This is a genomic window from Streptomyces sp. V2I9, from assembly GCF_030817475.1.
Taxonomy (GTDB): Bacteria; Actinomycetota; Actinomycetes; order Streptomycetales; family Streptomycetaceae; genus Streptomyces.
The window spans coordinates 1-20,121 of the sequence record NZ_JAUSZJ010000002.1 but is presented as its reverse complement, the minus strand read 5'-3'; the positions used below and the strand labels follow the sequence as shown (position 1 = coordinate 20,121).

General features: G+C 71.5%; 18 protein-coding genes and 1 pseudogene. 9 read left to right on the top strand and 10 right to left on the bottom strand.

What is annotated here, in order from left to right; translation table 11 throughout:
• Positions 1 to 46: 46 nt before the first annotated feature.
• The gene (locus QFZ71_RS00125; protein WP_307666182.1) at positions 47 to 1,087 is read left to right on the top strand and encodes an NAD(P)-dependent alcohol dehydrogenase; all 1,041 of its coding nucleotides are present in this window, start codon (positions 47 to 49) and stop codon (positions 1,085 to 1,087) included.
• Between the two features lie 171 nt (positions 1,088 to 1,258).
• On the opposite strand, the gene QFZ71_RS00120 is transcribed toward QFZ71_RS00125, so the two are convergent.
• The 3 genes from QFZ71_RS00120 to QFZ71_RS00110 form a co-directional block, all read right to left on the bottom strand.
• Entirely contained in the window at positions 1,259 to 2,383 is a 1,125-nt protein-coding gene (locus QFZ71_RS00120) for an AI-2E family transporter (RefSeq protein ID WP_307666181.1), read from the bottom strand.
• A 99-nt stretch (positions 2,384 to 2,482) separates the two neighbouring features.
• A complete protein-coding gene (locus QFZ71_RS00115) occupies positions 2,483 to 4,696 on the bottom strand; it encodes an AAA family ATPase (protein WP_307671292.1) in 2,214 nt (737 codons plus the stop codon).
• A 295-nt stretch (positions 4,697 to 4,991) separates the two neighbouring features.
• Positions 4,992 to 5,486, bottom strand: coding sequence for a hypothetical protein (locus tag QFZ71_RS00110; protein WP_307666180.1), 495 nt, complete (start codon positions 5,484 to 5,486; stop codon positions 4,992 to 4,994).
• Positions 5,487 to 5,713: 227 nt separating this feature from the next.
• Between QFZ71_RS00110 and QFZ71_RS00105 the strand changes: the two genes are divergently transcribed.
• Positions 5,714 to 6,625: a LysR family transcriptional regulator gene (locus QFZ71_RS00105; protein WP_307666179.1), complete on the top strand. Its 912-nt coding sequence runs from the start codon at positions 5,714 to 5,716 to the stop codon at positions 6,623 to 6,625.
• On the opposite strand, the gene QFZ71_RS00100 is transcribed toward QFZ71_RS00105, so the two are convergent.
• Positions 6,614 to 7,672 (bottom strand): MerR family transcriptional regulator, encoded by a 1,059-nt coding sequence (locus QFZ71_RS00100; protein WP_307671291.1) that lies wholly within the window; start codon positions 7,670 to 7,672, stop codon positions 6,614 to 6,616. The two genes, QFZ71_RS00105 and QFZ71_RS00100, sit on opposite strands and share 12 nt — an antisense overlap.
• Positions 7,673 to 7,762: 90 nt before the next feature.
• On the opposite strand from QFZ71_RS00100, the gene QFZ71_RS00095 reads away from it, so the two are divergent.
• Positions 7,763 to 9,292, top strand: coding sequence for an alpha/beta fold hydrolase (locus tag QFZ71_RS00095; protein ID WP_307666178.1), 1,530 nt, complete (start codon positions 7,763 to 7,765; stop codon positions 9,290 to 9,292).
• Positions 9,293 to 9,360: 68 nt separating this feature from the next.
• Here the strand turns inward: QFZ71_RS00095 and QFZ71_RS00090 are convergent, their stop codons facing one another.
• Entirely contained in the window at positions 9,361 to 9,771 is a 411-nt protein-coding gene (locus tag QFZ71_RS00090) for an Ohr family peroxiredoxin (RefSeq protein WP_307666177.1), read from the bottom strand.
• A gap of 112 nt (positions 9,772 to 9,883) precedes the next feature.
• On the opposite strand from QFZ71_RS00090, the gene QFZ71_RS00085 reads away from it, so the two are divergent.
• On the top strand, positions 9,884 to 10,393 hold the full coding sequence (locus QFZ71_RS00085) for a MarR family winged helix-turn-helix transcriptional regulator (protein WP_307666176.1): 510 nt from the start codon (positions 9,884 to 9,886) through the stop codon (positions 10,391 to 10,393).
• A gap of 65 nt (positions 10,394 to 10,458) precedes the next feature.
• A complete protein-coding gene (locus tag QFZ71_RS00080; protein ID WP_307666175.1) occupies positions 10,459 to 11,085 on the top strand; it encodes a hypothetical protein in 627 nt (208 codons plus the stop codon).
• 215 nt (positions 11,086 to 11,300) lie between these two features.
• Here the strand turns inward: QFZ71_RS00080 and thpR are convergent, their stop codons facing one another.
• Complete coding sequence (gene thpR / locus QFZ71_RS00075; protein ID WP_307666174.1) at positions 11,301 to 11,930, bottom strand: RNA 2',3'-cyclic phosphodiesterase; 630 nt, start codon at positions 11,928 to 11,930, stop codon at positions 11,301 to 11,303.
• A gap of 223 nt (positions 11,931 to 12,153) precedes the next feature.
• Between thpR and QFZ71_RS00070 the strand changes: the two genes are divergently transcribed.
• Positions 12,154 to 12,513, top strand: a complete 360-nt coding sequence (locus QFZ71_RS00070; protein WP_307666173.1) for a DUF6204 family protein — start codon at positions 12,154 to 12,156, stop codon at positions 12,511 to 12,513.
• A 202-nt stretch (positions 12,514 to 12,715) separates the two neighbouring features.
• Entirely contained in the window at positions 12,716 to 13,324 is a 609-nt protein-coding gene (locus QFZ71_RS00065) for a helix-turn-helix transcriptional regulator (protein ID WP_307666172.1), read from the top strand.
• Between the two features lie 30 nt (positions 13,325 to 13,354).
• On the opposite strand, the gene QFZ71_RS00060 is transcribed toward QFZ71_RS00065, so the two are convergent.
• Positions 13,355 to 14,158, bottom strand: a complete 804-nt coding sequence (locus tag QFZ71_RS00060) for a nucleotidyltransferase domain-containing protein (protein ID WP_307666171.1) — start codon at positions 14,156 to 14,158, stop codon at positions 13,355 to 13,357.
• 304 nt (positions 14,159 to 14,462) lie between these two features.
• Between QFZ71_RS00060 and QFZ71_RS00055 the strand changes: the two genes are divergently transcribed.
• Positions 14,463 to 15,260 carry an alpha/beta fold hydrolase gene (locus QFZ71_RS00055; RefSeq protein WP_307666170.1) on the top strand — a complete coding sequence of 266 codons (798 nt, stop codon included), beginning with the start codon at positions 14,463 to 14,465 and terminating at the stop codon, positions 15,258 to 15,260.
• 301 nt (positions 15,261 to 15,561) lie between these two features.
• Complete coding sequence (locus QFZ71_RS00050; RefSeq protein ID WP_307666169.1) at positions 15,562 to 16,149, top strand: DUF998 domain-containing protein; 588 nt, start codon at positions 15,562 to 15,564, stop codon at positions 16,147 to 16,149.
• Positions 16,150 to 16,753: 604 nt separating this feature from the next.
• Here QFZ71_RS00050 and QFZ71_RS00045 read toward each other — a convergent pair.
• From QFZ71_RS00045 to QFZ71_RS00035, 3 genes and pseudogenes are all read right to left on the bottom strand, one after another.
• Positions 16,754 to 17,836 (bottom strand): RICIN domain-containing protein, encoded by a 1,083-nt coding sequence (locus QFZ71_RS00045; RefSeq protein WP_307666168.1) that lies wholly within the window; start codon positions 17,834 to 17,836, stop codon positions 16,754 to 16,756.
• A gap of 79 nt (positions 17,837 to 17,915) precedes the next feature.
• Positions 17,916 to 18,658 (bottom strand): annotated as a pseudogene (locus QFZ71_RS00040) (IS5 family transposase); the annotation flags it as partial.
• Positions 18,659 to 18,764: 106 nt separating this feature from the next.
• Positions 18,765 to 19,808, bottom strand: coding sequence for an ISAs1 family transposase (locus QFZ71_RS00035; protein ID WP_307666167.1), 1,044 nt, complete (start codon positions 19,806 to 19,808; stop codon positions 18,765 to 18,767).
• Between the last annotated feature and the right edge of the window lie 313 nt (positions 19,809 to 20,121).

The window sequence follows — 20,121 nt, the reverse complement described above, 5'->3', positions numbered from 1 at the left end:
CGCTCGGAGACGTACCTACCGCACCACCCAGAGGAGAACCTCCGGCATGACCACCGTTGCCGCCTATGCCGCTCCCCATGCCAAGGCCCCGCTGGAGCGCACCACGATCGAGCGCCGTCCGGTGGGCGAGTTCGACGTCCTGATCGACATCAAGTTCGCCGGTATCTGCCACTCCGACATCCACCAGGCCCGCGACGGATGGGGCGAGGGCATCTTCCCGATGGTGCCCGGCCACGAGATCGCCGGAATCGTCGCCGAGACCGGATCCGGCGTGACCAGGTTCAAGGTCGGCGACCGCGTCGGCGTCGGCTGCATGGTCGACTCCTGCGGACGGTGCGACGCCTGCCGGACGGGTCGTGAGCAGCACTGCGCCGAGGGGAACACCCAGACGTACAACGCGCTCGACCGGAGCGGTCGGCCGACGTACGGCGGCTACTCGACGCACATCGTCGTGCGCGACGCGTTCGTGGTGTCCATCCCGGAGGGCATCGCCCTCGATGAGGCCGCGCCCCTGCTGTGCGCGGGCATCACCACGTACTCCCCGCTCAAGCGCTGGGGCGTGGGCCCCGGCAAGAAGGTCGCTGTCGTCGGCCTGGGCGGTCTCGGCCACATGGCGGTCAAGATCGCCCACACCCTCGGCGCGGAGGTCACCGTCCTCTCCCAGACGCTGCGGAAGAAGGACGACGGGCTCAAGCTGGGCGCCGACCACTACTACGCGACCGGCGACCCCACGACCTTCGAGGAACTGGCCGGAACCTTCGACGTCATCCTCTCCACGGTCTCGGCCCCGCTGGACTTCGGCGCCTACCTCGGCCTGCTGCGGACCGACGGGACCCTGGTCAACGTCGGCGCCCCCGAGGAGCCGATCTCGCTCAACCTGTTCTCGCTGATCGGCGGTGACAAGGCGATCGCCGGCTCCATGATCGGCGGCATCGCGGAGACCCAGGAGATGCTGGACTTCTGCGCCGTGCACGGGCTCGGCGCGGAGATCGAGGTGATCGAGGCGAGCCAGGTCAACGAGGCGTACGAGCGGGTGCTGGCGAGCGACGTCCGCTACCGCTTCGTGATCGACACCGCGACCATCTGAACCGGCGCCCGGCCGACACCCGGCCGCCCTACGCGCGTCCGCCCCGAGTCCTCGAACGGCTCGGGGCGGACGCGTTCCCACGCCGGGTCCGGTGCCCCGGCCGACCGGTGCGCGGCGGTCGGCGGTTCCGGGGAGGGAGTCCTACGGACCTCGGCCGGTGACGGGCCTGTCCTACGACGAGGCCGGGGAACTGCCCGACCTGTCGGCCAGGTCTGCCGCCCCCGGCTCCGGCGCGTCCTCCGCGAGCTGCTCGCGGAGGTACTTCCAGACCACCCCGATCAGCGCGGCCAACGGAACCGCCAGCAGGCTGCCCACCACACCGGCCAGGCTGCCGCCCAGCGTCACCGCGAGCAGGACGACCGCCGCGTGCAGTCCGAGACCCCGGCTCTGGATCATGGGCTGGAAGACGTTGCCCTCCAACTGCTGCACCACGATGATGATCGCGAGTACGAGCAGAGCGTCCATCGGCCCGTTCGACACCAGGGCGATGACCACTGCCACGAAACCGGCGAACAACGCCCCGATGATCGGCACGAACGCCGAGACGAAGGTCAGCACCGCCAGCGGCAACACCAGCGGCACCCCCAGGATCCACAGCCCGAGCCCGATGAAGACCGCGTCCAGCAGGCCGACGGCCGCCTGCGACCGGACGAACGCGCCCAGCGTGTCCCAACTGCGGGAGGCCACCTCGGGGATGTCCACGGCGAGCCGGCCGGGCAGCTGACGGGTCAGCCACGGCAGGAAGCGCGGACCGTCCTTGAGGAAGAAGAACATCAGGAAGACCGCGAGGACCGCGGTGACCAGCCCGTTGACGACGGTGCTCACCCCGGTGACGGCGGTGGTGACCACACTGCCGACGCTCTCCTGGAGCTTGGCGGTGGCGCTGTCGAGCGCACCGGTGATCTCGTCGTCACCGATGTTCAGCGGCGGACCGGCCGCCCACTCACGGAGCTTGTCGATGCCCGCGACCACCCGGTCGGCCAGCTCCCCGGACTGATCCGCCACCGGCACCGCGATCAGGGCCACGATGCCCGCTCCCACGAGCATCGCGAACACCGTCACCGCCGACGCCGCGAGGGCGGGACGCCAGCTGTGCGCGCGCAGGAAGCGGGCGAGCGGCCAGGTCAGCGTGGTGAGGAACAGAGCGACTATCAGCGGCCACACGACCGACCACATCCGGCCCAGCACCCACAACGCGACCCATGCCGCCACCAGGACCAGCAGCACCTCCGCGGAGGCCCGTGCCGATGTGCGGAGGGCAGCCGCGGTCTTTGTCGAACTCAATGGCGAAGACATGGCGTCACCCTATGGGTTCGGCAACCGTGTACCGGCCACCCCCGCAGCCCTTCGGCGCGACCACGCCCGCGAAACCCGCGAAGGGCGCCGCCCGGTCCGTCAGCGCAGAGCCGAGGGCAGTTCCTCCCGGTGGACGATGCCCAGCCGCTGGGTGGCACGGGTGAGCGCCACGTACAGATCGCTCGTGCCGAACCGGCCCGGCTCCACCACCAGGACATGGTCGAACTCGAGCCCTTTGGCCTGACGCGGATCGAGCAGCACCACCGTGCGCGTGAGATCGGGATCCTCACCCGCTGCGATCCCGTCCAGCGGGGCGGCGATCTCCTCGTGCAGCGCCCGTGGCGCGATCACCGCGAGGCGGCCCTCCCGCGGTGTCAGCTCCGCCACCGCGTCTGCCACCGTGCCCGCCAGCTCCGCACCGGACTCCCGCGTCCACGGCTTCTCACCGGTCGACCGCACCGAGACCGGAGCGGTGAACGAGGGATCCAGCTCCCTCAGCACCCCGGCGGCCAGCTCCATGATCTCCGCGGGCGTACGGTAATTGACCTCCAGAGTGACGTGGTCGAAGCGGTCGCCCACGTACGGGGAGAGGATCTTCTCCCAGGATCCGACACCCGCTTCCTCGGAGGTCTGCGCCGGGTCGCCCACCAGGGTCATCGAGCGCGTCGGCGACCGCCGCATCAGCAGCCGCCACGCCATCGGCGACAGCTCCTGGGCCTCGTCCACGATGATGTGCCCGAACGCCCAGGTCCGGTCGGCGGCGGCCCGCTCGGCGGCGGTGCGGTGGTCGGCCTCCTCGTGCCGCTCCGCCATCCGCTCGGCGTCGATGATGTCGTGCGCGGCGAGCACCTCGGACTCCTCGTCCTCGAACTCGTAGCTCTCCGACCCCCGCGACAGCTCCAGCACCCCCTGCGCGTAGCCGACCCGCTCCTGCCGGGCGGCCTCGGCGGCGGCCCGCTCGGCGCTGTCGTCCACGCCGAGCAGTTCGGCCGCCTCATCGAGCAGCGGTACGTCGGCGGGGGTCCACGCCCCGTCGCCGGGAGCGCGGCGAATCGCCTCGGCGTCCGCGTCCGGTACGTACACCGGGTCGGCCAGGTAGTCGCCGAGGAAGCCCTCCGGGGTCAGCGGCGGCCACAGCTCGTCGACGGCGGCGCGCACCTCCTTGCTCAGCGCGACGTCCCGGCCGAGCTGGGCCACGTCGTCGGGGCCGAGGAAGTTGGGCCCCCCGTATGGGTCCGCGCCGATGCGTTCGACGAGTTGGGCGGTGAGCGCGTCGATGACCCGGAAGACGAAGTGCGGGCGGGCGAGATTGTGCGGCAGGCGCGTGTCACGGGCCGCCTGCCGGGCCTCGTAGGCGATCTCCCAGTCCAGGACCAGGTCCCCGCCGTCCTCGTGCGGGATCACCAGCGGCGCACCGGGCTCCGGAAGCAGCTGCCGGTCGCGGACGGCCAGGGCGAGGGCCTCGGCCATCGGCTCTCCGCCCTTGACGGCCGCGGCGCGCGGGGAGTCCGTTCCGGTGGCGTGCACACCGGGGAACAGCTCCGCCTGCGTCGTGAGCAGCACCCCGGTCTCGCCGAGGGAGGGCAGCACCTCCGCGATGTAGCGCAGGAACGCCGGGTTGGGCCCGACGATGAGCACGGCGCGCTTGGCCAGCAGCTCGCGGTGCTCGTACAGCAGGAAGGCGGCCCGGTGGAGGGCGACGGCCGTCTTTCCGGTACCGGGCCCGCCTTCCACGACGAGGACGCCGCGGTGCGGGGCCCGGATGATGCCGTCCTGCTCGGCCTGGATGGTCCGCACGATGTCGCCCATGCGGCCGGTGCGCGCGGAGTTCAGCGCCGCGAGCAGCACGGCGTCACCGTTCGGGTCCTCGAAACCGGTGCGGTCCTCGTCCCCGAGATCGAGGATCTCGTCATGGAGTTCGGTGACCGTGCGGCCCTCGGTGGTGATGTGGCGGCGTCGGCGCAGCCCCATCGGCGTGTGCCCGGTGGCGAGATAGAAGGGACGCGCCACGGGAGCACGCCAGTCGATCAGGACAGGGGTGCGCTCGGTGTCGTCCTCCCGGATTCCGATACGGCCGATATGGTGGGCGATTCCGTCCGAGCGGTCGATGCGGCCGAAACACAGGGATCCGTCCACCGCGTCGAGAGCGGCCAGCAGACCCGAGCGCTCCGCGACCAGGATGTCGCGCTCCAGACGCGCCTGCTGGCCGGTCCCCACCGGCGTCAGCGCACGTTCCACGCCCTCGGCGGCCACGCCGCGCAAGGCGTCGACCCGCGCGTGGAGCCGGTCGATGAATTCCTGCTCGTCCCGCAATTCGTCGCTTTCCCGGTTTGACAAAACGGCTCCCGGCCAGATATATTCGTCTTCATAAGGCCCCCGAGTGGGGCCTTTTCGCATGTGCGCAGAAGAATCCAATATACGCGCGACAAACCCCGGACCGCAATGACGGCCCGGGGTTCTTCGTGTGGCGCGGTCGCCCGGCGCATGTGCTCCGGACGCGACCGGCCGGCCCCCTTTTCGCGTCTGCTTTCCTCGGCCGGAGCAGAGCTGTCGCGCGAGCCCGGTCCCGGACCGGTCCGCGCTCTGCCGGCCGAGCGCCGCCGCTGCCCTACTCCAGGCCGTTGCGCGCGGCGAGTTTCACCAGGACCTCCACCAGAGCGGGTTCGAAACCCAGCGCGATGAAGGTCAGCGGCGGTCCGCCCCGCCGTTCCAGCTCCATGCGGTGGAACGCCATGAGAAGGGACGCGTTGCTCATCCTGCGCAGACCGGTGACCTCCCGCCACGCCACCGTGCCCCGTACTCCGCCGAACGGGCCGGTGACGACCACGCCCCCCTGGTGCAATCGGCACTGATTGCCGCCGCACCGCGCCGTGACGAAGCGCCACGCCAGCCGCAGCCCGAACAGAACGATCACCACCGCCGCGGTCACGGAGCTCTTGAGCAGCGTGGAGTCCGGCCTGATCCACACCAGCGCGCCGATCATGACGAGCGCCAGCAGTGTGATCGTCCGCAGCGCGAACTGGGCGAGCGCGCCCATGGTCCCGACCGCGTGGTAGGTGCCGATCCGCCGTCCCAACTCCGGTCCGCTCCGGGTCTGTCGCACGATGAACCGCCTTCTCGGGATCGAAGCCACCGGGGGCCGCCCGAACGCGAGTGACCGGCGGGGCCCGGACGGCCGCGCAACCATTCCCGCGCCGCCGCCGGCCCCGACGCTACGGCCGCCCGGAGCAGGGCACCAGCGACCACTTCGCATGGAACCCATGCGCGAGCGGAATGCGATCGGCGATGATGCCGGTGTCCGTGCGACGCGCGCTGCGGCAGGGGGAAGACATGTGGGAGAACGAGTCGCTCCGGCTGCTCGTCACCGTGGCCGAGACCGGTTCGTTCACCAGGGCGGCGGCGCGGCTCAACTACACGCAGTCCGCGGTGTCCCGGCGGATCGCGGCGCTGGAGGCCCGAGCGGGCGGGCCGTTGCTCGAGCGCCTGCCACGAGGCGTACGGCTCACCCCTGCGGGGCGGGTGCTGCACCGGCACGCCGTGGAGGTGCTGGACCGGCTCGCCCGTGCCGAGCGGGACCTGGGCGTCCTGCACGCCGGACACGGCGGGCCGCTGCACGCGGGCGCGTTCCCCACCGCCGGCATCGCACTCCTGCCGGCCGCGCTGAGAGTCCTCCGGGACGCCCGGCCGGGGATAGAGGTGGCGGCCGTCGAGAGCCCGACCGACACACTGATGCGGCATCTCACGGACGGGACGTTGGACCTTGCCGTCGTCAGCGACTACCCGTACGGTCTGCCCTCGGCCGAGGGAATCACGACGACCGTGCTGTGCGAGGACGAGCTGCTCGTCGCCCTCCCGCGCCGCCACCCCTTGGCCGGGGCCGACGCCGTCGAGCTGTACGAACTCCGCGACGAGACCTGGATCCAGAACGCGTACGGGGACCGTCCCACGATGCTCGCCGACGCCTGTGCCCGAGCGGGCTTCACGCCGGAACGGGTCATGAGGATCGCCGGGTGGGCGGGGAAGTTCGGCTACGCGGCCGCCGGCCTCGGCGTGGCCCTGGTCCCCTCGCTCGCCGCGCGTGCGGTCCCCGCCGAACTCGTCCTGCGCCCCCTCACCGACCCGGCCCTGCGCCGGACCGTCCACGTGGCACTGCCCGACGCACCGCTCCCGGCGGCCCTCGCCCTGCGGGAGGTCCTGCTCGGCGCGGTCGCGGAGCACGTGGGGCCCCGCTCACCGGGGTGAGACGCCCTCCGCCCCGTCCGATACGCGAGAGGGGACGGCGCTCCGCCCTTGCCCGGCTCGCGTACCGTCGCGGCCACCACCCGCCGCCGCCACCTCCGCGTCCAGGGCGGCCAGGAGCCAGTCGTGCGCGGTCCCCGGCGTCGGCTCGGGGCGGCCGCCGGGAACGCTGATCACCTCGGCCGTCAGCTCCCAGTACCGGTCGATGCGCGGGTCGGCCGCGAGCCGCCCGGCCAGCAGGCGGCGGAAGGCAGGCGTGTCGGCGGCGCCGTACGTACCCGCGTACGCGGTCACGAACCCGTCCAACGCCTCCCCGGAAGCGGGCTCGGCCTCCCGTCGGATCTCCGCGACCGCCAGACCGTACGCCTCGGCGAGACCCGCGTACAGAACGGCCGGGGCACGAGCGTCCGACGCGACGGCGTGCGCGCGGGGCTGGGTGGCGCGGCGTTCCCCCTCGCCGCACGGACGGGACACAAGGGCGTGCAGCCGGGCGAAGGCGAGCACCTGGCCCGGCTCCGGATTCTCGGGCGGATGCGGCACCGCCGCCTCCAGGAACGCGGCGACGGACCGGGCGGGCATGCGCGGCGGAAGCCACGCACGCCAGAAACGGGCCAGCGCGTCGGTGCTCGGTGGGGCGGCGACCGCTCCCACCAGCCGCAGCCGACCGGCTCGTTCGGCCGCGGGGGATTCCTGCACCAGCCGGAGTGCCGCCTCCCGCCAGCGCAGCGCGGCGAGTTCGGCCCCCAGGGACCGCAGCCGGCCGGCCACCGCGTCCTCCAGCGCCCCGCCCCCCGCCGTCCCGCCGTCCCGCTCGTCCGACTCATCGAGAATCCGGCGCACTTCGGAGACCGGCAGATCGAGGCCGCGCAGGGACCGGATCATGCCCAGCCGCTCCACGGCCTCCGGGCCGTACCTGCGGTGTCCACCCGTGGAGCGGCGCGTCTCCGGCAGCAGACCCCGGTCCGAGTAGAAGCGGACGGTCCTGACGCTGAGACCCGCATGCTCGGCCAGTTCACCGATGGTGCAGAGCCCGTCGTACGACGAGAACACTTGAACCTCCACCAGGGGGAGTTCCTACCGTACCGGCCGGTGCTGCCGGGGATCGGACCGGTGCGCGGGAGAGTGTGACGAGGAGGGACCATGACCGTATTCATCCTGGTGGCAGGGGCGTTCACCGGACCGTACGTGTGGCGGGACACCGCGGCCCGGCTGGCCGCGGACGGCGCCGAGGTGCGGACGGTGGCGCTCACCGGACTCGGCGGGGAACCCGGCGGGCCCGGTGGGGCCGTCGACCTGGAGACGCACATCGCGGACGTCCTCGCGGTGATCGACGCGGTGGCCGCTGGGCCCGACCGCGAGATCGTGCTCGTCGGCCACGCCTACGGCATCCATCCGGTGTACGGCGCGGCGGACCGGCGGGCGGGGGCGATCGCCCGCATCGTCCACCTGGACGCCGCTCCGGTGCAGGACGGGACGCCCGCCCTGGCCGCCGTGCCCGACCAGGGTCTGCGCGAGGAGGTGGTGGAACGGGCCGCCGCGCGCGGCGAGGGGGGAAGCGGCGGCGAGCTGCCGCCCCCGGCGCGGGACGGGTGGGCCCGCTGGGGGAGCACCGCGGGTCTCAGCGGGGCGGCGCTCGACGGGCTCACCGCCCTCGCGGCGCCGCAGCCGCTGGACACCCTGCTCCAGCCGCTGCGGCTCACGGGCGCGGTGGCCGCCGTACCCGTGACCGGGGTGCTGTGCACCGGCAACGGGCCGGGCGTCGAGCTGCTCCAGATCATGGTGGACGTCGGCGACCCCGCCCTCAGGGCGCTGGCCGACGCGCGGGTCGCCTTCCTCGAACTGCCCACGGGGCACTGGCCGATGCTGTCCTGTCCCACGGAACTCGCGCAGGCCCTGTCCGAGGCCGCGTCCGGCGGGGGGCGGCTGCTGACCCCGCCCGGCCCCGCCCACCGGCCCGCCCACCTGCGGCCGTTCCTCCTCGACGTACCCGGACGTCCGCGCGAGCGGACCGGGAACATCGACCTGTACCTGCCGGAGGGGCCGGGACCGCACCCGGCCGTGGTGTTCGTGCACGGGGGACCCGTTCCGGCCGGGGCACGGCCCACGCCGCGGGACTGGCCGACCCTGGCGGGATACGCACGCCTCCTCGCCGGGCGGGGGGTCGTGGGCGTGACCCTCGACCACCGCCTGCACGCCGTGACCGACTACGAACGGGCCGCGGCGGACGTGGCCGACGCGGTGGAACGGGTGCGCGCCGATCCGCGGGTGGACGCGGACCGGATAGCGCTGTGGTTCTTCTCGGGCGGGGGCCCGATGATGGCCGACTGGCTGAGCGAGCCCCCTCGGTGGCTGCGGTGCGTGGCCGCGAACTACCCGATCCTCGCGCCACTGCCGAGCTGGGGGCTGACCGGCTCCCGCTTCCATCCGGTCCGAGCCGTCCCCGACGCCGGAGACCTGCCCGTCGTCCTGGTCCGGGCGGGACGCGAGATTCCGGAGATCGCCGCGACCGTCGAGGAGTTCGTGGCCGAGGCCGCCCGCTGCGCGGCCGACGTCGAGATCGTCGACGTACCGGAGGGGCGCCACGGTTTCGAGACGCTCGACCGGACCGACGCGGCGCGTGACGCCGTGCACCGCGCGGCGGGCGCTGTACTGGCCCGCCTGCGCGGCTGACATGCGACGCCACGCCGAGCGGGGCCGGCCCGAGACTTCCGGGCCGGCCCCGCGGGCGAACGGCACGACTACTCGATGACGAGCTCGACGTCGATGTTGCCCCGCGTGGCCTTGGAGTACGGGCAGTAGGCGTGGGTCGCCTCGACCAGCTTCCGCCCGGTCTCTCCCGCGAGGGAGTCCGGCAGCTCCACGCGCATGACGACCGCGAGGCCGAAGCCCCCGCCCTCCTTGCCGATGGAGACCTCGGCGGTCACGGAGGCGTCCTTGGTGTCGATCTTCAGCTCGCGCCCGACCGCGGCCATCGCACTGGCGAAACAGGCCGCATACCCGGCCGCGAAGAGCTGCTCGGGGTTGGTGCCCTTGCCGTCGCCGCCGAGGGCGGGGGGCATGGCCAGGGGCAGATCGAGCTGACCGTCCGAACTCACGGCACGGCCTTCACGGCCGTTGGCGGTGGCGGCGGCGGTGTACAACGCGTCCATGGGTGACCCTCCTCCGAGGGCCCGACCGGGGTGGTCGTGGCCTCTGACATAAAGATTGCACACAACTGAGTTGCACACAACTCAATCGGATGAGCGGCGGTACGCTGGGGTCATGACCACTGCTCCGGGCGCCGCGTCCGACCTGTCCGCCATCCCCGACGCGGAACTCCTGCGACTGGACCATCAGGTCTGCTTCTCGCTGCATGCCGCGTCGCGCGCGTTCGGCGGCTTCTACCGGCAGGCATTGAAGGATCTCGGGCTCACCTACTCGCAGTACCTGGTCATGCTGGTCCTGTGGGAGCACGGCGCCCAGCCGGTCAAGGTCATCGGGGAGCGGTTGCGCCTGGACTCCGGCACCCTTTCACCCCTGCTGAAGCGCCTGGAGGCCGCCGGGCTGGTCCGGCGGGAACGCAGCCGTGAGGACGAACGCTCCGTCCTGATCGAGCTGACCGGCGAGGGTGCGGACCTGCGTGACCGGGCGCTGACGGTTCCCCGCGGTGTGCTGGCCGCCACCGGCCTGTCGGTCGAGGAGGTTCTCGGGCTGCAGGGCGTGCTGCGTCGCCTCACCGTGACTCTGGGGGAGGCCGCGACGGGTGAGGTGGCGGAACCACTGGAAGGTTGACCTGTCGCCCCCTTGGTGCGACAGGAACACTTGTCACGGTCCAGGTCGGCGGTTAGGTTTGTCGCATGGATGATGTGACGTCGGTTCCGACCCCCGTACCGAGCGACGAAGACTTCTGGGCCACGGTCCTGACCCCGGTGGAGCCCGCCTGGCGTGAACCCGGCGACGCGGACGCCTTCGCCATGGACGAGCAGGTGCTGGAGGCGGCCCGAGCCCTGGCCGAGCGGATCTCGACGCGTGCCCTGGCCTATCGCACCGCCGGCAAGCCCTTCGATGTCGCGCTCATGGCCGCGCCCGATGTGCAGCTGGCGCTTCTGCGGTCGCTGTACGAGGCCAGATCGTCCGTCGACCGCCTGGCCGAGAGCGCCGCCACCGTGGCCGGACGCGGCGGAGCCAGCTACACGCAGCTCGGCGCTGCCTGGGGCGGTATCAAGCGGCAGTCGGCCCGCCTGAAGTGGCCCCACGCGGTGCCCAAGAAGTCCGCCAGCGAGTCCATCCCCCTGCACTACGCGGGCGGGGACGCCGTCATCCACCATGACCCGGGAGCGGACGCCTGGTGGTACACCGCCACCGGCGCGGACCTGCGGGAGGACGAGTCGGAGGCCGTGCACGGCACATCCGCCGAGGCCATCGCGCGGGCGACCGAGTTCCTGCTGTCGCACGCCCGCCCCGCACCGCCCGACACCGTGTGAGCGCGGCATCGTATGAGCGTGGCACCGTGTGAGCGCGGTGCAGGCGCGGCCGGTCCCGTGGAGAGCCGGTCCGGCCCACCGGTAACCGCGCAGCCGTCACTGCCGTGGACCACTTCTCGCATGCATGGGCGGCGCCGCGTCCTGCGGCCGCCGGACCGGGGACCTCGGGCGTTCCGCGGGCCGCGCCGCCCGTCACCCCGTCAGCGGGGCACCGGTCAGGCCCCGTCCACGCCGCCGCCGAAATCCCAGGCCACGATGGTGCGGTAGTGGATCTGTCCCGGCCCCCGACCGATGTTGCTGCCCACCAGGTGCAGACTCCCGGCCTCCCAGCTCCGGCCGGCGAACGCGGCGAGCCCCGCCGCGGCCTCCACCGTGGCCGCCTGGTCGCCCCGGCGGGAACGGGCCAGGGTCAGATGGGGCCGGAACGTCCGCTCCGGAAGGAGGACGCCGCACTCACGGACGAGAGCGCGCACGTCGGAGGCGAGGCGGTGCAGCTCGTCCAGGTCCCCCGTGACTCCGCTCCACACCACCCGTTCGTCGAAATGTCCGCCCCCGCGCAGCGCCAGCCGCAGGGGAGCACGCCGCGCCGCGAGCCCGGCGAGCGGAGGCATCAGGGGCGGGACGGCGGAGACCGGCAGCTCACCGAGGAACGCCAGGGTGATGTGCCAGTCCTCGATACGGTTCCACCGCATACGGGGATGGGCGGCGTAGGCCGGGCGCAGCGCACGGGCCAGCTCGTCCTTCGCGTCGTCGGGCGGGGCGAGCGCCAGAAACACGCGCGTGGTCACGGCCCGGACGGGCTCCTCGGCGGAGGAGCCGGTCACGGCTTCGAGCGGTTCGTTCACCTGCCGTACCGTACGTGCCCGCCGGACCGCCACCACAACGCGGGCCACGCCCGATCCGTGGGCGATCCGCTACCGAAGGCGGGCGCGCGCCGACGGCGAACCCCCGGGCGGGGTCCGACACCGGGACCCGCGCGGGCCGATGCCTGTACGGCACGCCCTTGTGGAGCCGTGCACGGCGGAAAGTCGCTGGAACGAAGCCGGCGCCGCTGGCTAAGGTCGCCGGATGAGCACTCGCACCTTCCGCGTCATCGTCCGTGGTGTCTTCGACGGACTCGATCCCGAGCAGCGTGCCGAGCTCCTGGCCCGCGCCGGGGAGCACGATGTCCTGCGCGCGGCCTTCACCGCGGAGGGGAACCTCACCTACGACCTGGCCGCGCGAGCGGCCTTCACCTTCCGCTTCCTGGACACCGGGGAGGCGGAGGAGGACATCCTCGAAGCGACCGAACGCGCCGAGTCGGCGGCGAAGGCGTGGCTGACCGAACGGGGCTACGGCCACAAGAACCTCAGGAGCACCGCCGACGACCTCTCCCGGGCTCCCCTGGGTAAACGGCAGCGCAGGGAAGCGGCCCGCAGGAGCGCCTGAAGTCCACGGGGCGGTCCACCGTCTTCGCCCGGAGCCCGGCCCGCTGCTGCCCGGTGCCCGACCATCGCGGTCGGGCAGGAGACCGGCACCTCCGGTCGGGCATGAGATCCGCCGGTCGGGGGCCTCGTGGCCCGCGCCCGCCCCGCGCTCGCCCGAAACCGTCCGAGCGCGCCACTTGCCCCTTTCGCATACAGTCATGCCCATGACGCAAGAGGATGGCGAGCTGGACAGCCTGGTGCGCACGCGCATTCGTGCCCTGCGTGTGGCTCAGGGGTGGTCGCTGGAGGAGCTGGCCGCTCGTGCCAGGATCAGTCAGTCCACGCTCAGCCGGATCGAGAACGGCCGTCGCCGGCTGGCCCTGGATCAGCTCGTCACCCTGGCCCGTGCCCTGGACACCACCCTCGACCAGCTGGTCGAGACCGCCGCCGACGACATCGTGTCCTCCCCGATGATCGACGGAGTCCATGGCCAGATGCGGTGGCCCCTCAAGGCGGAACCGGGCTTGACCGTGATCCGCCAGCGCCTGACCGGGCCGCCGCCCGACAACCCGTCACGTCTGCGCGCGCATCCGGGCCGTGAATGGCTTGTCGTCCTCTCCGGTACCGCGATCCTGCTTCTGGGCGGTCGGCGCCTGCGGATCGAGACGAACCAGGCCGCGGAGTTCCCCACGATGCTCCCGCACGCGATCGGCGCCGAGGGCGGCCCGTGCGAGCTGCTGGGCATCTTCGACCGGGACGCCCGCCGCGGTCACCAGCGAGGTGAGGGGGGTGAGGGTACGGGGAAGGCACCCCGGTCCGAACCGGCCGGGTGAGACCTCCGCGACGACGCGGGCGCCGGTGACTCATGGCGGTGGCTCCTTCGTTCCGTGCACCGCCGTGTACTCGGCCGCGAGCCAGGGACCCAGTCGGTCGATGAGCATGCCGAGCACCGAGGGGTCCGCCGAGGAGGTGCGACCGGCGGCCGCGGCGGCGCGCATCTGCCCGGCGCGATCGGGGTAGTAGCGGCCGAACACCTCGGCGGACTCGTCGAGGTCGCTGGTCCAGCCGCCCCAACGCGGCATGACCAGGGTGAACCCGGTGCGGACGACACGGCGGCCGACCACCCGGCCGAGTACCGTGCGCTCGGCGTCCGTGGCCGCGGCGGCCCGTGAACGCCGGCGTGGGAGTACGAGCCCCAGATCGCCGTTCGTCTCCCGCGCGAGCAGGGACGTGGGGCGGTAACGGGGAAGCCGTGCGGCGAGATCCGGGCCCAGCAGGGGAGTGCACAGGCAGGCGATGAAGAATCCGCTGTCGTGCCGTTCGGCCTCACTCATCAGCGTACGTACGCCGGAGAGCAGGACGCCGACGCCGTGGATCGGGTCGTAGGACCGGTCGAGGGCTTCCTCGATCGTGCGGGCGTCCGCCCGGTCCGCCTCCGTGGGTTCCTCGTGGAGGGCGAACAACAGGTCGAGGTCGGAGGCGCCGGGGACAGCGGTGCCTCGGGGGATGCTGCCGTAGAGGTAGGCGCTGTGCAGTCGCGTGCCGTCGAACAGCTCGCCGATGCGGGCGCGGGCCGCGTCGACCACCGGGGCGAAGGTCTCCGGCACCCGGCTCAGGGCGCCTTCACGTGCGATCGTCCCGTCCGGGTTCAGCCCTCGTGCACTCATGCGACCACTGTGCCCTCGGCGCGGACGGTTCCCCAGCGCCTTCCACCCACGGTCCGTCGCGGTCCGGTGCTCCGCCGACCGTCACGATCGACGGGCGGAGCGGACCCGGCCCCACGCGAGTACGGGCCGCTTGACCGCTTCCTTCCGGCAGGCCGCGGCCACCCGTCCCACCCCTCGGGCGGACCCCACCGGACCCTTACGCCTCGCGGACCCCGCGGCCACCGCTCAGACTGGCCGGAGACGCGCGGACCGGCCGTGGCCCCACTCGGCACGGACGTGCGACGGCGCGGAGAGGCAGGAAACGATGGGCGAGTACGCGGACCTGCCCGGAGTGAGGACCTGGTACGAGGCCGAGGGCGCCGGCGACCCGCTGCTCCTGCTGCACGGCGGCTTCTGCACCAACGACACGTGGGGGGCTCAGCGCGCCGAGCTCGCCGCTGCCTACCGTGTCTTCCTGCCGGAGCGGCGCGCGCACGGACACACGGCCGACGTCGGGGGACCGCTGACATACCAGGACATGGCCGACGACACGGTGGCCTTCCTGGAGCGGGTCGTCGGAGGGCCCGCCCACCTGGTGGGCTGGAGCGACGGGGGAGTGGTCGCACTGCTCGTCGCCAGGGACCGGCCCGACCTCGTCCGCAAGGTCGTGGCGATCGGTGCCAACTTCCGCCCCGGCTCCGAGTGCTTCGTCGAGCCGTCGATGCTCGACGCGATGACACCCGACGGGCCCGACCTCGCCTTCTTCCGCGAGATGTACGAGCCGGTCGCCCCGGAGGGCGCGGACCACTGGCCCGTCGTGGCCGCGAAGGTGATCGACATGTGGCGGACCCAGCCGACACTGACGTCCGACGACCTGGCTCGCGTCCGAGCGTCCACCCTGGTCATGGCCGGGGACGACGACTTGATGACGCTGGAGCACACCACAGCCCTGTACCGGGCACTCCCCGACGCCGAACTGGCGATCGTCCCAGGGGCGTCCCACCTGGTCCCGCTGGAGAAGCCGGAACTCGTCAACCGGATCGTCCTGGACCACCTCGCGCAGGAGGCGATCGAGACGATGATGCCCCTGCGGCGGGCGGAGACGGGTCCCTCCTCAAGCTGAGGGGTCTTCTGGCGGGGAAACAGCACCCCAAGTGAGGCCACTCCGACCGTGCACGGAGGAGGCCGGGTGCGCCGAAGACCCCGCCCGCGTTGCCCGGATGAACTCCCCCCACCTTGGGGTGCCGTGCGGGGAGCGACCGGAAGCACCCCACTGTGATGGCTTCTCGCCCGGCGCGCGCCACGTGGCGGAGGCGCCCCGCGCCATCGCCCGGGAGCTGCCGGTGCCCTGTCCATGCGTTGATGACAGTGCCGGTGAACCGTGAGTCGGTGACGGGAGAGACGCCCGCATCTATCCTGATTCGATGCGATCTGCTCCTTGGTGGGCGTTGGTCTCCTCCGGGTGTGCCCCCGCGCTGCTCGTCAGCGCCTGGGCGATCGCGCAGGCGCGCCAGGGGCCCTCGTACGACCCCGCGACGGACACGCTGAGCGTGCTGGCCTCCTACGGTGCCGCCAGCTACTGGCTGATGACGGGAACGCTGCTGGTGCTCGGGACGTGCTACGTGGTGACGGCGTGCGCACTCCGGCAGGCGGCGCCCGCCGGGCGGCTGGCCCTGGCCGGTGGCGGGCTGTCCGCACTGGTCCTCATCCTGGTGCCTGTTCCGAGCAGCGGCGGTGCGGTCGAGCACGGCGCGGTGGCCACGGTCGGCGTCGTGCTGCTCGCCGCATGGCCGCCCCTGGCCGCCGTCCGGTCCAGGAAGACCGCGCCGTGGGGGCTGCGCCTCGAGGTGTCCCTCGCCGCGAGCGCGCTGATGTTTGCGAGCGCCCTGTGGTTCCTGGCGGAGCTGCAGAGCGCGCGAGCCCCCGGCGCCGCCGAACGCGTCCTGACGTTCCTCCAGGCGTTGTGGCCATTCCTGGTCGTCGTTTCCTGTCGCCGGGGAGCGACTGTTTGACGGTGTGTGGGTGGTGGGTTTTCAGGGGCATTGCATGTTCGAGGTCGGTCCGGTTAGCCGGTCTTGTGATGTGATGTCATGTCTCGTTCTGGGGATGGTTGTTCCCCGGAACGCAGAGCAGGCACGGCGCCGGTGATCATGTGGTTGTCGAGACCCATGAGAACCGAGCGAGACCGTGCCTGCCCGAACCTCGTCGCCCATGCCCGCCGGGCTGGGACACCTGAACCTCCAGAATCGCGCTGTCACCCGACAGGATGCCGCTGACCTGCGGCGCTTCCTGATCTGGGTGCCCGACCCACGCAGTCGGCGGGGGCGGCGGTATCCGATGCTCCCCCTGCTTGTGCGCGGCAGCTTCGGCCGCGCTGGCCGGTGCCCGTTCCCTCATCGCGATCGGGGAGTGGATAACGGACGCCCCGCAGTCAGCCCTGGAGGTCCTCGACTTCCCGGCCGAGCCGCTCCACTGCGGACTCCACTCCACTGGAGTCCGCTTCGGAATAGACTCCAGTGGAGTCCGGTCCGCTCCTGCAGAAGAGTCCATAGGGCCCCTCCTACGGAGTCTTCTCCACTCCGCAGAGGACTCCATAGGAGGGGTAAACCGATCCCGCTACGCGCACTTGCGGATGGTCACCCGGCCGCCGTTCTTGGTCATCTCACTGGAGTGCGGCGCGAGACAGAGCCCCGTCCACTGGTTGGTGAAGGTGTAGGTACCGCTGATCTTGGTCGGGTTGACCGACCAGAGCTGGTTGCCCGAGTCCCAGCGGGTCTCGCAGCCCCACCACATGAGCTGGGTGTTCTGGCCGGGCGGGGTGCCGTTGTTGTAGGGGACTGTGAGGCAGTAGCCGTTGTTGTTGCGGATGGTGAAATAGCCGTTGCTCGCCTTGACTGCGTTCCATTTCTGCGCGGCCCTGCCGTCGCAGGTACGCTGCACCACGAGCCCGCCGTTGGGGACGGTGGGGCCGATGGCCAGGCACTTGCCGCTCAGCAGGTTCTTGTAGGGAGCCTTGCCGCCGGCTGACCACATGTCGTAGGTCTTGGTGGTCGGCGGGTCCTGCCCGCAGATGTCCCTCAGCTCCGTGTCGGTCATCTTGCGGCTCTGATACAACCAGGCGAAGGACCGGCTGGTGTCGGGCACCCGGACGACCGCGTTCTTGACGAGCTCGTTCTTGTTGCCGTCGTAGCGGGCATCGATGTCGACGACCGCCTCGATCAGCGGCTCCTTGACCTCGATCCAGCCGACGCTGCCCAGGGGGACCGTGGCGGTGTGGGTGTGGGTGTCGCTGGTGCTCCAGGTCCAGCTCCAACCGAGCTTGGGCCCGACGGAGGCCTCCCAGTCACCGAACTTCTTCTTCCCGCCGATGTCGAGGCCGAAGGAGAAGCTGGTGGAGGAGCTCTTGGTTCCGGCGACGCTCACGCTGCCGCTACTGGTGCAGCCGTAGGCGATGGGGCTCTTCCCACTGCCGAGCTTGTCGGGCATGGTGGCCTCGCCCCATACTTGCTTGCTGCTTTTGAAGGTGAGGTAGCACTCGGGGTCCCAGTAGATGATGTCCCCGGCCTGCGTGGGCCTCGGGTCGGCGCAGTCCTCGGCTACCTGCGCGGGCGACTTGGCCGCCGCGAACGCAGTCGGGGTCAGCGGGAAGTAGCTCATTATCAAGACGAGCAACACGATCGTCTTCTTCACGTTCTTCACGAGGCGTGAGCTTAGGGATCATGAATGGCCGCTGAGGGAACGCCGTATGTATCTTACTGATCGTTTCAGCATGAGGTTCGAGTCGTCTCAAGCGGATGATGCTGCAGGCGAGTTGGAGCAGGCCGAGGTGGAGGTCGGCGCGTATCTCGTAGCGGATGCGGAGGCGTTTGAACCGGTGGAGCCAGGCGAAGGTCCGCTCCACGACCCAGCGCGTCTTGCCCAGCCCCGAGCCGTGCGGAACACCTCGACGGGCGATCATCGGTGTGATGCCGCGGGCCCGGAGGATGCGCCGGTACTTGTCGTAGTCGTAGCCGCGGTCGGCGAACAGCCGGCCCGGCCGGTGCCGTGGCCGGCCGACCAGGCCGCGGATGCGGGGGATCGCGTCCAGCAGTGGCGTCAGCTGGGTGACGTCGTGCCGGTTTCCGCCGGTCAGGGTGACGGCGAGGGGTGTTCCGTGCCGGTCGACGATCAGGTGGTGCTTGCTGCCCGGCTTCGCGCGGTCGACCGGCGAAGGTCCGGTGTGAGCCCCCCTTTCAACGCCCTGATGTGCGAGCCGTCGATCGCGCAGTCGTCCATGTCCAGCAGGCCGGCCTCGGTCCAGTCCCGCAGCCGCCGCCAGGCCGTCACCCCGCTGCAGCCGGTCCGCTCGGCGGGCACGTCCCTCCAGCTCACGTTCTTGCGCAGCACGTACACGATGCCTCGCAGAGCGGCGCGGTCGTCTGCGGGCAGGCGTCCGGGATACCGGTGGCGCCGCGGAGGTCGGGGCGGCAGCAGCGGAGCGATACGTTCCCACAGGGCATCAGGCACAAGATCATCCGACACCCGCACCACTCTGCCGCCACCAGAACTGATCGCCAAGCCCTCGCGCCGAACTCATTCTGAAACGATTAGTCAGGGGCATTGCATGGTTGCGGTCTGTCCGGATTGATCACGTGAGGCCGAGGATTCGCAGGGGTCGGGTGTGGTCGCGGCCGGTGTGGCGGAGGGCAGCGGCGATGTTGGTGTGGCCGTTCTGGCGGAAGATGCCGATGGCGAGGTAGCGCAGGCCGGCCATGGTGCGGGGCAGGTGGCCGGTGCGGACTTTGGAGTCGTCCTCGCGGAAGGTCCGGTCTCGGACGTGGTGCAGGAGGTTCTCGATGCCCCAGTGGCCCCTGATCCAGGTGGCGAGCTGGACGGCGGTGGCGTCGTAGGTGTCCAGGCTGGTGATCAGGTAGACCCGTTCGATGGTGAGCTTCCCGGTCGAGCGGTCGCGGCGCCATCGGGCGATCTGGATCGCCTGGCGGGCGCCGGGATAGTCGAGGTGGTGGAAGGCGGCGGTCTTGAGTCGGCGGATCTCGTCGCGGTGGTGGGCTCGGTCGCGGGTGCGGTGGTCCAGCGGGATGTCCGCCCAGGGCAGCGTTTTGACCTGGGCATACAGCCCGGGGTGGTTCTTTTTCACGATGGCCAGGTAGTGGGCGCCGCGCTCGCGGAGGTACGTGCCGTGGGCGTGCTGGGTGTGCAGGGCATCGCTGGTGATCACGGTGTCGCTCAGGTCGATGCTGTCCAGCAGCGGGGCGAAGGCGGGGATCTCGTTGCTTCTGGAGGTGACCTGCCGCTGGGCCAGGACCACGCCGTGGTGGTCCATTGCGGCCAGCAGCTGGATCGCGGTGCTTGTGACGGTGCGCGAGCCGCGGACCGTCTTGCCGTCGACCGCGATCGCCCGCGGCACCGGCTTCGCCGATCGCTCGGACTCGCTCGGGTGTACTCCTCTGGCCTGTAGGAATGCTCCGATGGCAGCGTCCAGAGCGTCGCCGTCCAGCCGCTGGAGCAGGCGCCGGACGGTCGCCGGGTGAGGGACGGGATGGACACCGGTGAGCGGCTCGGCCGGGAAGTCGAGGACCTCCAGGGCCGACTGCGGGGCGTCCGTTATCCACTCCCCGATCGCGATGAGGGAACGGGCACCGGCCAGCGCGGCCGAAGCTGCCGCGCACAAGCAGGGGGAGCATCGGATACCGCCGCCCCCGCCGACTGCGTGGGTCGGGCACCCAGATCAGGAAGCGCCGCAGGTCAGCGGCATCCTGTCGGGTGACAGCGCGATTCTGGAGGTTCAGGTGTCCCAGCCCGGCGGGCATGGGCGACGAGGTTCGGGCAGGCACGGTCTCGCTCGGTTCTCATGGGTCTCGACAACCACATGATCACCGGCGCCGTGCCTGCTCTGCGTTCCGGGGAACAACCATCCCCAGAACGAGACATGACATCACATCACAAGACCGGCTAACCGGACCGACCTCGAACATGCAATGCCC